8 protein-coding genes are annotated in these 12,861 nt (G+C 31.4%); 4 read left to right on the top strand and 4 right to left on the bottom strand.

The annotated features are described in order from the left end of the window. Positions 1-28: 28 nt before the first annotated feature. Entirely contained in the window at positions 29-349 is a 321-nt protein-coding gene (locus tag ICJ83_RS16960) for an Arm DNA-binding domain-containing protein (protein ID WP_317173284.1), read from the bottom strand. 581 nt (positions 350-930) lie between these two features. Here ICJ83_RS16960 and ICJ83_RS10360 point away from each other — a divergent pair. The 4 genes from ICJ83_RS10360 (at position 931) to ICJ83_RS10345 (ending at position 3,770) form a co-directional block, all read left to right on the top strand. Beyond that, complete coding sequence (locus ICJ83_RS10360) at positions 931-1,149, top strand: helix-turn-helix domain-containing protein (protein ID WP_188230327.1); 219 nt, start codon at positions 931-933, stop codon at positions 1,147-1,149. Continuing rightward, the gene (locus tag ICJ83_RS10355; RefSeq protein ID WP_188230326.1) at positions 1,136-1,471 is read left to right on the top strand and encodes a HipA N-terminal domain-containing protein; all 336 of its coding nucleotides are present in this window, start codon (positions 1,136-1,138) and stop codon (positions 1,469-1,471) included. Before ICJ83_RS10360 ends, ICJ83_RS10355 begins: the two co-directional genes overlap by 14 nt. Further along, positions 1,461-2,399 (top strand): HipA domain-containing protein, encoded by a 939-nt coding sequence (locus tag ICJ83_RS10350; protein ID WP_188230325.1) that lies wholly within the window; start codon positions 1,461-1,463, stop codon positions 2,397-2,399. The genes ICJ83_RS10355 and ICJ83_RS10350 overlap by 11 nt, the downstream gene beginning before the upstream one ends. 369 nt (positions 2,400-2,768) lie before the next feature. Further along, a complete protein-coding gene (locus ICJ83_RS10345; RefSeq protein ID WP_188230324.1) occupies positions 2,769-3,770 on the top strand; it encodes a DDE-type integrase/transposase/recombinase in 1,002 nt (333 codons plus the stop codon). Positions 3,771-4,380: 610 nt separating this feature from the next. Here the strand turns inward: ICJ83_RS10345 and ICJ83_RS10340 are convergent. The 3 genes from ICJ83_RS10340 to ICJ83_RS10330 form a co-directional block, all read right to left on the bottom strand. Continuing rightward, the gene (locus ICJ83_RS10340; protein WP_188230323.1) at positions 4,381-8,421 is read right to left on the bottom strand and encodes a DUF6443 domain-containing protein; all 4,041 of its coding nucleotides are present in this window, start codon (positions 8,419-8,421) and stop codon (positions 4,381-4,383) included. Between the two features lie 78 nt (positions 8,422-8,499). Next, on the bottom strand, positions 8,500-8,838 hold the full coding sequence (locus ICJ83_RS10335) for a hypothetical protein (protein WP_188230322.1): 339 nt from the start codon (positions 8,836-8,838) through the stop codon (positions 8,500-8,502). Positions 8,839-8,902: 64 nt separating this feature from the next. Beyond that, the gene (locus tag ICJ83_RS10330) at positions 8,903-12,451 is read right to left on the bottom strand and encodes an RHS repeat domain-containing protein (RefSeq protein WP_188230321.1); all 3,549 of its coding nucleotides are present in this window, start codon (positions 12,449-12,451) and stop codon (positions 8,903-8,905) included. Positions 12,452-12,861 lie beyond the last annotated feature (410 nt).

Raw genomic sequence — 12,861 nt, 5'->3', positions numbered from 1 at the left:
CGTTTTTTAAGAACTAATACAAATATTTCTATGTACTGTAGTAATTCTTCATCGTACCTAGCTTAAGTACAATCTCTATTTTATCATGATGATAACCAACCAGATCTCTCAAAGTCTTGCTGGTTTCGTCTTCTCCTAAATACCGAGCCTTAATCGAATCTGAAGAAATAATAGCATCTTCATAGAGTAATTCTTTTTGACAATTTAATAATTTGCCAAATACTTCATCTAAATAAGTATTCAGAGACCTTATTTTTATAGAATTTCCCTTAGCCCTACTCTTATTGCTATCCCAGTCTTTAACAAGAACAGATCGCTTCAAACTGATTTCCGATCGCTTTCCACTCACTGTGATATGTACATAAATAGAAAGCTGCTGTGGATTACTTCTTGATTTTCTTGTGAAGAAATAACCGTAGAGGTGTCTTTTAATTTCATTGTAAAATGACTTTAATTAAAAAATATCTGTTAATTTAAAAGTCAAATCAATCTCGAAAGTTTCTTAAAGATAATACATATCGTTTAAACTTCCGAACAACTGACATTTAGCTACAAATCAATTCCAACAAATGTTTAAAAACAAAAAAACACTGAAAATCAATAGATTAACAGTGTTTTAGTTTAACTTATTACTAAGTTAGTCGGGGTGGCAGGATTCTGAAGCAAAACCCAATACACTGTATTTCAATTATTTAAAAACAATATTTTCAAATAGGACACTCTATAGGACATAGCCAAATGAGTTTTTGACATTCACTCATCAAATTTAGTCAAAATACTACAATTTAGACTGTTCGAACTCAAAATTGCGTAAATTATTCATAATATAAATTATACCTAAAAACATATAAATCATTTTTAAAATATAAAATTATACTTAAATACATATAATTTACTATATTTGTTTGAATTTATATCCAAAAACATATAATGAAGTCATTAGCTGAATTTGTAAAGTCCCGACGAAAAGGAGTTAACCTTACTCAAGAAGAATTCGCAGAACGCTCTGGTGTAGCATTAACAGTACTACGTAAAATAGAACAAGGTAAAACCAATCTGAATATGGACAAGGTTAATCTTGTATTAGCTATGTTTGGTCACGAATTAGCACCTGTTAACAGTAAAGAAATGAATAATGAGGCAAGGTAACGTATATTACAAGGATTATTTAGCGGGAACTATTACTGAAACCGATGAAGGTGATTATTTGTTTCAATATAATGCTACCTATGTAAATGCCTTCCCCTCTAACTTCATTACATTTACAATGCCCGTTAGACAGGAACCGTATGTCGATAGTAGACTGTTTCCTTTTTTTGAAGGTTTAATACCTGAAGGTTGGTTACTAGATATCGCTACTAAAAATTGGAAAATCAATAGCAATGACCGCATGGGACTATTACTAGCCTGTTGTCAAAACTGCATTGGTGCAGTAAGTATTATACCAATACCAGAAGAAAATGGAAAATAGATGTTTATATTGTTATCAATCTCTTGAAAACGAAATTGATTTTCATCAAAAGTGTTCTATAATTTTTTTTGGAACTCCAACACCTCCGGTAATCCCTTATACTATTGATCAAATGACTGAGCTTGCTAAAAGTGTTGTAGAGCGCAGTGTGGCTGTGCCTGGAGTACAACCTAAATTATCTATGTCATTGAAAAAAGAAACCCAAGAACATTCAGATGCAAGGTTAACCGTTGTAGGAGCTTTAGGAGGACAGTATATTTTTAAACCTCCATCCCTACACTTTCGTGAAATGCCCGAGAATGAACATGTTACTATGCGGATTGCAGAAGCTTTTGGAATACGTGTGGTTCCATCAAGTTTGATAAGGTTGGCTTCCGGAGAGCTCTCTTATGTTACCAAGCGTATTGATCGAACGGAAAATGGCGAAAAAGTTCATATGCTTGATATGTTTCAAATAACTGAAGCTTTTGACAAGTATAAAAGCTCAATGGAAAAAGTTGGAAAGGCATTGGACAGTTACTCTAATAATACCTTGTTAGATAAAATCTTCTATTTTGAATTGGCTGTTTTTAGTTTCCTAACAGGAAACAACGATATGCATTTGAAAAATTTCTCAATGATAGAAAGTCCTTCTGGATGGATATTAGCTCCAGCCTACGATTTATTGAACGTTACTATTGTACTTCCCGAAGACACTGAAGAATTAGCACTCACTCTTGAAGGAAAAAAGCGAAAACTTAAAAAGTTACATTTTGAACAATTAGGAAAAGGACTTGGATTGACCGATAAGCAAATACAAGGTGTCTTTAAACGTATGCTTAAAAACAAAACAAAAGCTTTTAATTGGATTGATAATTCCTTTTTATCGAAGGATATGAAAGCTGCTTACAAAAGCATTCTGAAGTCAAGATACGAACGGCTCATTTAACAATTAGAGCTTCCCATTAACAAATCTAAGGTATTCACTTATCGGTCATCGGATTTTAATTCTGAATTTTACCTATAAAAAAGAGTTATCGAAATTCAATCCAGCTTAAAACGACAATCTTGGGACACCTGTATAAAGCATTATTACAGATTAGGTTTAGAGGCGCATATTCCTGAAAATTTAAGGAGCAACATCCCCAGCTCTAATATATCCAGATGGAAACAAGAGTCTGAAAGCAAATATAAAGGTTGCGAAATTTCAGAATTTATTAATCAGGAAATCGATTTAATTAAACGATTTAATCAATCGGCAAAAATTAAAACCGTAATCGAATGTTATTTTAAACTCTCGGATACCTTAAACCATATTATGTCTAATATTAAAGGTTTTAAATCGCTTATTAAAAACAACATGGAATTGGTGGTTAATACCGTAGAATCTGTAAAACACAGCGTTCCTATAAATAAAGCTCTAAAACTTTTCGATATCTCCAGAAGCTCTTTTGAAAACTACAAAACCATCCTTATTCATAAATGTGAAGCCTCCTATTACAAATGGTGCACCAGAAAAATGCCGAACCAACTCTTAGCAAACGAAGTACGCACCATTAAAAACTATATGAATCATGATGCATATCGATTCTGGTCAAAATCTTCCATTTACCTAAAGGCTATTAGAGATAATAGCCTTTCCTGCGGACTCTCCACCTTTTACAAATACTATAATATTTTAGGTTTTACTGGTACTAACATTATAACAAAGCCTAATAATTATAATCCGCTTAAAACTACAAAACCCAATGAGGTGTGGTGTGCGGATGTCACTATTTTCAAAACGAATGACGGCGTGAAGCACTACATCCATATTTTAATGGATCACTTTTCTAAAATGGTTCTGGGTTATCAAATTGAAAAGCATAGTTCAGGAAAAACCATACGCCATCTATTACAAAGTGCTTACCTGAAATACAATCCAAAACAGACGTTATTTTTAACCGATGGTGGATCTGAAAATGTTAACGCCAACGTTACTTCAATTATAGAAGCTTCCGATGGAGCGATTCAACATAAAATAGCACAGCATGATGTTATCTTTTCTAATTCTATGATTGAAGCGTTTAATAAAGTGCTGAAATACCAATTTCTGTACCCCAAACATATTAATTCCCGGACTAAACTTGAAACAGAACTTAGTCATGCCATCGATACATATAACCTACAACGACCACAACTTAACTTGAACGGAAACACGCCTTTTGAAGTATTTAATGACTCTTCTATCGATTTAAGCACCTACTCTAATAAATTTAAAGATCAAATACAGTACAGAATAGCTCAAAATAGAAATACTTCTTGTAAAGTATGTATATAAATCAGAAATGATATGATGTTAGAGGAATTTAATCTCTTTTACCTTTTGAGAAGAACATTTTAATTAACTTTTATTATTACACAAAACAATAACCTACTCATATTTAACACCTTCCCTTATATGGGACAACTTATTTTAAAATGAACTCGGGAATAGCACGGGAACAGCAGCACTACTTTCACTAGCCTAGTCAATAAAAAAATCAATACTCATAACTTTTCCAATTCGAAACTTGCCGAGATGTTTTAATGCTTTGAAATAACTTAATCTAAAAACTAATTCGGAGCTATTTTTCAAAATCATAGAGAATTCACCATAAATATTAGTACATTTAATACATTCAATATCTTCTAATTTAAAGGTTATTTTTTTTCCAAAAGTTGAAACGGCCATAAAATTGCCTGAATCATATCTTATTTCATAGTATTTAACCAATCTACTACCCTTATATATACTAAAGCCAAGAATGAATATTAAAGGTATTAATAATAAATAATTGTTCAGAATAAATAAAGAGTATATAATAAAAGCCTTTAAAATAATAACGGGTAAAATAGAAATAATAGTACTAGTTAATGAATGCTTCGCACTTATCCTTTTCATAAATATTTTAATAATTTAAGTTTAGATTTAATTCCGAATTAAATTCAATCACTAAAAATAGTCCAAATTTATATCCTCCTGAGTTTGATTGATAAAAATTTGTTTCACTTGTATTTAAATCTGTTTCTGTTTTCACCCCAGTACCTATAATTCCTCCCCATAGAAATTGAGTTGAAACCGTCCCATTCTTTCCTTCTTCACCATTAAGTTTCTTTGTTACATCTTCCCATGTGTTTTTATAATTAATATTACCTGTAAATGTACCAAATTCCGTAGGTAAAGAACCTTCTATTCCTGCAGTAAAGACATCTTCATCTTTCCCAATAAAATCAAATGTTTTTTCATAATTCCTTTCTTTAAATGAGATCATATCTATACTACCTCCATTAATATCTATCCCAATCCCATTTTTCAATTCAAAAGCCGCTCTAGGTCCTAAAGTTACTTTAAATTCAGATACTTGTTCTGAACTTTGGAACCATCCTGAAAACAAATTTTCAACTTCTCGAACAATACTACTTCCGTCATAAGGGAAATAAGTAAGTTCTAATCCTTCTAACTCAACACCCATCCCCATCTTGTTTTCTTGGAAAGCATAAGTTGAGTTATATGGGTAGTCGTCTGCAAGTGGGTCAATCTGCCAAAAACGTCCGATTGCAGGATCGCTGATTCGGTACTTCCATTCATGGATATTCAATAATAAATTCTCAGTTAATTCCTGTCCTTGATAATCCTTAAAAGGATGATGTGAAACTATATTACTATTATATCCTTTATGTTTTAAGCCAAATGGGTAATAATTGTTTTCTTCTAACAACTCATTTGTATTTGGGTCTGTTGTCACTTCAATTTCCCCATTACCATTAATATCTTTATATGTTAATCTTATATTATCCCATATATCCTTATATTGATAGACATACCTAAATCCATTATCCGCATCTACATAGCCTTCTGGGTGATTAAAGAATTTCAATGAACCATCACCTGTATCGCCTGTTCTTGTATAAATATAATTACCTGCATAAAATGTATAAACATTAGTTCTACCGCTTCCTCCTACTTTCTTTTCTAATTTATTCCCTAAAGCATCATAAACATATGATATTTGTCCAGGAAGAAGTATTTCTCCTGTAAGCTCATTTTCTTCGTAATCTGCTATCAAACCAACAAACACTGGTAAGTTTAGATGATTATAAGATACTCCAAACTCAGGGTAGGCAAAATTAAAACCTTCAAATCCATTATATTCTCTAATATCCCAGGTCATATTTCCATTTTGATCATAGTAATAATTTCTATTAGAGTACCCCGAATCATCTTCAATCACAATATCAGTCAATTTATTCCCATTATAGTCATAATAAATATCATTATTAGTAAAACTATTAAGACCATCAGACCATATGTTTCTCTGTAAATATTCTAAATTTCCATTTTTATCATAATCATAATTTGAATAATAATTATGTACATAAGCATAATTAATCTGATTACTAAACTTCGATTGTGTTATCCTATTAAGAGCATCATATTTATAACCATAAGTTCTCAAAACATTATCATTGGCAGTTTTCCATTGCGTCTCACTTATGTTTCCATTATACAATGGTGATGACTGTAAGGTTGATGTGGCCACTGGATTATTGTAATTAATTTTAAATCCAAATAGATCGTTTCCTAAACTTGATGGATTATTGATTTGCTTTAACCACCCTCTGATATTATAGCTATAATCTACAGTTTGTAGTCCTACTGAATTATTAATATCTGTCGCTACAACACCTCCTACCTTCTTACTTTTCAATTGTCCTAAAGCATCGTACCCATTAAATACTATTAACTCCTCTGCCTGAGAACCTATTTTTTGTTTTTGACTAACAAGTCTTCCCATTTGATCATATGTAAAAACATCTTCAGTTATTAATATTGATCCACCACCTTTTTGATGACTTGACACCATTTTCTTAACTCTACCTGAAAAGTCTAAAGTACTTTTTATTATATCGGTAGTTTTCAAGTAATCATTAAAACTAGCATTATATATTGGACGCCCTCTTCGATCATAATAGGCAACTTTAGTAATCCATTTATCAGTTCCTAAAATCCTTATTTTACTTCCTGTAGTAAGACCTTTTGTGTATTTTTTCCCAGCTCCATTGTTATAATTGATTACAGTTTGATTATCTATCTCCAATGGAGGGTCTACTAAGGGCGCTCTATCAAATGTATAATTATCGTAATAATTAATTGTATAGATTTCAGAAATACTGACTGGTATAGCGTCATTGGAATAATACAAGTTTGCTCCCCCTAAACTTATTGAAGAATCATTTTTAGTTACATATTGGCTATACGTATTAATATCGTTCGCATAACTTTGCATTAATTGTCTCGAAATTTCATTAGACTGAACATGCAAACCTGTATAAGCAACTCTACCAAATGCATCATATTTAGTAAAAAGCCATTCTTTATTAGGACGTTGGACGGCATCCTGAGTCAATACGACTTGATTTTGATTATTATAAATAAAGTACTCTTCTCCCTTGCCTGGTATTTTTTTAACAACTAAACGCTTTTTTCCATCATACTTATATAGGAACCCTAATTCATTAAGCTGATTTTTTATAGTTGATATACTTATACTACTACCATAAACACTCATCTTTGGTGGTAATACATAACTTAAATTACCATAATCATCATAAACATAATACGTGTCATGAGCTCCATTGTTATACGTACGTTTTAAAACTACCCTACCCTGTTTATCCTTAAACTCTTCTGTTGTATGATTGGTACCACTAACCCAATTTTCATCTTTAGTCACTGTTTTATACAGTTCTCCTGCTGCATAATAACCATTATTTAAACTTGATAAATTTAGTGTCGGCTCATAAGTTACCACACCACTTACTGTACTTGCAACCACACTTGCTTCAAATAGACGAACTTCATCGGTTGCATTGCTTTGGTAATCGAACTTAATAGTATGATCGGTATCTGAACTCTTATTTAAAGCCCATGTGGTTCCTGGGGCTGCTTGTTCTAAAACTCTATTTAAAGGCGATGCCTCAAAATGTTTTTCTGAATATGGATTTGGCGTCGTTTGACTAATCTCTGAAGCAAAATGCGTTTGATAATACGAATGCGCTCCTGATTCTGCATTATTTACAAGGCTTCCTAAATTTCCTGATATTGCATAAGGAAGCCATTCTTTATCACGTCTTCCAAAAGAATCATAACCTATGTGGGTTATAATATCCTCTCCTGAGCCTCCTGCTCTTATCCCGATGCTCTGCTTAGTTCTCCCTAAGCCATCTAAATAGTTAATTGTTTCTTTAACTTCTGATTGGCTCAAACCTGACATATCACTTGTTGCAACTTGTGGCTCTATGGTATAAACATAATTTTCATTACTAAAAACAGGGGGTATATATCCCGATTCTGTTCCATATTGAATAGCTAAAGCATCACTCCATTGTCCATTATATGTTCGTAAATAAAAAACGCTACCAGATGTTAATGTTACTGATATTGATTGATTTCTAGGATCCATTACCTCTCCATCAGGAGTAGACTGCCAAAAACTTATACCATCGGTAGGTAACTGCAACTGGTCAATTGTTACACTATCTTCTCCATAAATTAAATCAATATTTATCATTGAAGGCGTTGCTGGTTTAAATCCTTGATCAATTGTTGTTAAAAATGTATCTGACCAATAAACATTAAACAAATCATCAGTAACAACTCCTATTATGATATGTATTGGGTTTTCATTTTGAAAAAAAATGGCACTTCCCTCTGTCGTTGAAACCAAATCGGCTGTACCATTATTGACAAACCACTCAACTGACACCACACCTAATCCTTTTACATCTTCTATTTCATATATAAATGGCCCTGGAAAATCATACTCTGGATTCCATTGTTCTATTAATCTGGGGCCATTAACATAATATTCAACCTCAGGAAATGTTTGTCCAAAAGTCATCGAGGAAATCAAAATAAGACAGGTGAAAATTATTTTACTAAATTTCATATCATTAATTGTTTTGTCGATTAAATACTAACACTGAAAACAAACTCTTTAAAGAACCTTTCCCATTTACCAATAGTATTAAATTGAATTTGATTCCAACTCTATCTTATAGCTCATCAAAATGGCACTATCCTTTTTAATTTCTAATACCCCTTGATTATTTATAAACCAATTTCCTTCAAACATTTTACCATCACTCAATACCTGTCTATAATCACCTGAAGAATTAAAAGAAAAAGTTCTTCCCTCATATAATTTTCTTATTTTTTCTTGCTGAAGTGATGGTAACTTTAAAAAGTTAGTTCTCGATTCTTCAGACATTCTAGAATAAGTTGAATTATAATCTAACTTCCACTCTCCTATTATAACGGGGCCTATTTCTTGTGAAATTCCTTCTGAAATGTAAAATATTGACATAACTATGGCTAGCCATATATGATATATTGCTCTCATTACTATTTATTTTTTAAATGATTATTTGCTATTGACCTTTATAGTGGTACTCGTGTTTACTTAATATTTTACTTTCCAAATCTTTCATATATTTCAATCTTCCAAAATCATCATACTCATATCGCATTATATCTCCTCTAGGATCAGTTTCACTTGTTATACCTATTAAAGGGTCATATGTGTAACTAGTAACCATAGCTTTAGGCAAACCTTCTCTTAACGCCTGCAATGAGTTTCTTAATGAAATCTCTGAACCTACCAAATAATCCGTATTTGACTTTGATACTGCATCATCAATCAATACCAATTGCTCCGAAGTAATTGAATTTAAATGCCCTTGTTCAAAAGTTGCATTTTCTATTTTTGCAATTGGATATTGATTTTTATAGCCCCAAATAATACATGTATGAAAGCCACTCTTGGTATTGGAATATTCTATGAGTTTCCCATCATTATCATACTTCTCATAAACAATTTCATCACTAAGACCTGAATCAAATAATATATTTTGATAATTGTTAGGATCCAATTTTTGAGGCACAAAGGCATTTAAACTGTTTAAATCCATAGTTTTCTCAGAATGCAATAAGGCAATATCACTACCATTTAGTTGAACAGTCTCAAATTGGGCTGATTTAACATCTAATAAAACATCATTATGAAATAAAGTTCTTTCTATAACTGGCACTCTGTTTGTAGACAATAAATTATTAAAAACAGAATTTTTTATTTGGAAGCTAAAATTTATTTCTTGAAGATTTTCCAATTCTATTGGACTATTAAATACCGTTTGATAAAAATCCTGTTCATTATTATAGGTTTCCTTTTTTAATAAACGATAATTGTTCAATCCCAAATCTGGATACCTTGTCCTTTTAAAATAATTAATTTCTTTAGTTTCTATATTTTGGTTTTCAAAAACCGACTTAACATGTTTCTCTTCTTCCGTTATATAATATTCAACTGGAGTTCCGCAAAGAGACCAGGCTCGTTTTATTGCCCCATTAGTATTTTGCCATGGTCCTGCTTCTATTTTCGTTAAATAAAAGGATGGGAAAACAAATTTTGTTTCACCAAATTTTCTATTAAAAGTAATCTCTTCTATTGGCTCCACTTCACCATTTGATTTTGTTACAAATGAAGTTACCTTGCTTTCCAAACCTCTAATTTCACCTAAACTCTTAATTGGGTAACCTACTAAATCCAAATAATCAGGATTTGTATTATCTGTTAATCTCAAGCTTACAAATGGCGTACCTGCCTCCGAATTAAGAAACTCCTTACTAATTTGAAGTTCATTATTGAAATATTTATCAACTTTCCCATAACCTACTCCACTGTAAAAAACACTACTAGTGTATAAGGGATTGGTTGAGTAAAACTCCGCGCTTGATGTACAAGTAGTTATATCCGGTCTATAAGTTTTAAAATTTTTAAATCGTCCAAGTGCATAATAAGGATTACTGTAAACATATTTTTCTATAGTAGATTTATTCTCATTAGTCGTAATAATGCTATCTACAACTGATTCCAAACGGGCATTAACGTAACCACTTTGTCCTGTAAATGGGGTGAAATTCAAATATTCTCTAGTACCAGAGTGATAAAAATCAGTAGAATAAAATTCCTTTGTAGCTCCCGTTGGGTAATGTATTTTCTTCAATCTTGAACCGACATATTCAAAGTCATATTTTTTTTCAAAATCTTCATCAACTGTCCCAATGTGTTTTCTATTTAATGTAACTTCTTCAAGAAATGTTCTATCTTTCTCTGGAACTCGATAAGTAACACCTTGTTCTGTATAATATGTAAACTCAGAAAAATTATTAAATTCTACAATTTTAATATCAGAGCTATTACTTGTTGACAACGATATTTTGGATATCAATCCTATATTAGGAGTTTCAATTGTTTCTGTAGGAGCATTGGCATATAACGATGTTCCAGATACGTAACCTTTTGGGTTTCCAGAATCTCTTGAAATTAACACCTCTGAAAAATTATCATCATCTGTTATACTATATAATTTCGGTTTTTTCACAAAATGAGTGGTAGTAGTGTGAGATTCATTTATAGGGAACTGCAACCAAGTCAACTCTTCTGGAAAACATCCATATAAGGATAAACCCGATAAATTATAAGTAACCTGATTATTCCCAATATATTGATAAGTAAAGTCCCTATTGGATAACTTAACATCAATTTTAATTTTATTTGCGGCATGAGTCCTATATGCTTCCCATTTGTTGATATAATTAAAACTAATTTTTTTATTGTTCAATAATTTAATTTCCTTTAAATACCAACCAGAATTTATTTTGTCTCTTCTTAATTCAGCATCATCCTTTTTATCTCCATTTGGTAAGACTTGCAAATTATTATTATCCCATGAATAATAATCAACAATACCGTAAATACCATTTCCTAAATGACTAAACCAATTTTGGTTTAAAGCACTGAAATTATTTTCATTGATAGATAATTGATATAATGCCTCTTGAACAGTGGGAGGTATAACTACTGAGGGTAAATTAGTATCTGCAAATAAATTTGCATTCGAAGGTAAATCGGCTATAGATATCACATTATTATTAACCACTTCGAATAAATGAGTAACAGTAAACCCGCCATCTACCGGATCTCTATATCTACCTAAATTCAACAAATCAGTTTTACTTTGAGAAACTTCTATTGCATTCGAATCAATTCCAAATAAATATTTCACTCCTGTATTATCGGTAATTTCAAATCCAACAAAAGCATTATTTTCTAACTGATATTCAATATGAACTTTAGGACCTGATACAATCTCATATCCACCATTTAAAAGGTCTAAATGAAAAGAACCAGAAAACGACGGTGTAGAATAATAAAAAATATCAATTTGAGGATCCCAATCACCTTTTAAGCCTGAATGCACATCTGAATCACTTATGCTGATGGGAGTACTAAATTTGCTCTGACTAATTGCAGAAAAATAACCTTTAGTTGGATGTTCATCTTCTATCCCGTTAACCTGTCTTGATACCTTAAATTGATCTAAAGACAAACTCCAATCTCCTCCAATATCTGAATTAGTATAAAAAACAGGTTCTCCAAAAGTACTTTTTAAGTTTTGTGGATACCTATTATTGATAGAAATAGGTATTTTATAATCAAAATATGTATATTCAAAAAAAGGTATAGTTATGTTCACTTTTCCGTTAAACAAGTCATCATTCAACCCTATGGCATTTAACATATACTGCCCAGGAGATGGCTTAAGAGAATATTTATCTGTCATATCAGAAGGACCATTCTCATCCAAATAATAATTATCCGTTCCACTATAACTAATGGTTTGATAATTTAAACTTTGTTTTGATATCTCTTGATGACTCGGGTTAAGAATGGCAACCAATCCTTCATGCTCTAAATCTCCTAAATCAAACCTATTAGTTACCTCTCCAAATTCACCTATTTTATAATTAGTCCCTAATATCGTATTCGAATAACTTGTATTATTTGATTTGAATTCTTGAGCTTTTACCTCCATCCACAGAAAAAACAAAAGTAAAATGACGCTATATTTATACATTAAAACTATATATTAAATTAATTTTGCGTCAAAACTATATAAAGAAAAAATTAAAGAGATAGGGCAAAACCTTAGAAATGCAACGGTATTACCGGAGAAAATCTCAAATCACCATGAGTTCCCCATAACAACCTGATTATTAAATTTATTTTTTTTACAAATAGTGAATTTAAAATTGAAATATAAATCACAAATTTTACCAAATTAACTAGCACTCGCCACTTTCAACAACTACAAGCTAATAATCAACAACTTACACTCCATTCTTTGAACTGTATTTGTATTGGTATTACATCATATTATCAAGGATACAATCCACAACAATAAGGTTTTACCTCACATAAAATAAGCTTAAAAATATTCTTGAGGAAATATCTAACAAAAACTAATATTTGATCTAAAAAATTATA

The organism is Aestuariibaculum sediminum, assembly GCF_014596945.1.
Lineage (GTDB): Bacteria > Bacteroidota > Bacteroidia > Flavobacteriales > Flavobacteriaceae > Aestuariibaculum > Aestuariibaculum sediminum.
This window is presented reverse-complemented; position numbering and strand designations above follow the sequence as displayed.

What these genes read in the sequence shown, in the direction of transcription:
- ICJ83_RS10345 (WP_188230324.1), top strand. Translation starts at nt 2,769, where the DNA reads ATGTCTAATATTAAAGGTTTTAAATCGCTTATTAAAAACAACATGGAA.
- ICJ83_RS10330 (WP_188230321.1), bottom strand. Translation starts at nt 12,451, where the DNA reads ATGTATAAATATAGCGTCATTTTACTTTTGTTTTTTCTGTGGATGGAG.
- ICJ83_RS10355 (WP_188230326.1), top strand. Translation starts at nt 1,136, where the DNA reads ATGAGGCAAGGTAACGTATATTACAAGGATTATTTAGCGGGAACTATT.
- ICJ83_RS10335 (WP_188230322.1), bottom strand. Translation starts at nt 8,838, where the DNA reads ATGTCAATATTTTACATTTCAGAAGGAATTTCACAAGAAATAGGCCCC.
- ICJ83_RS10360 (WP_188230327.1), top strand. Translation starts at nt 931, where the DNA reads ATGAAGTCATTAGCTGAATTTGTAAAGTCCCGACGAAAAGGAGTTAAC.
- ICJ83_RS10340 (WP_188230323.1), bottom strand. Translation starts at nt 8,421, where the DNA reads ATGAAATTTAGTAAAATAATTTTCACCTGTCTTATTTTGATTTCCTCG.
- ICJ83_RS10350 (WP_188230325.1), top strand. Translation starts at nt 1,461, where the DNA reads ATGGAAAATAGATGTTTATATTGTTATCAATCTCTTGAAAACGAAATT.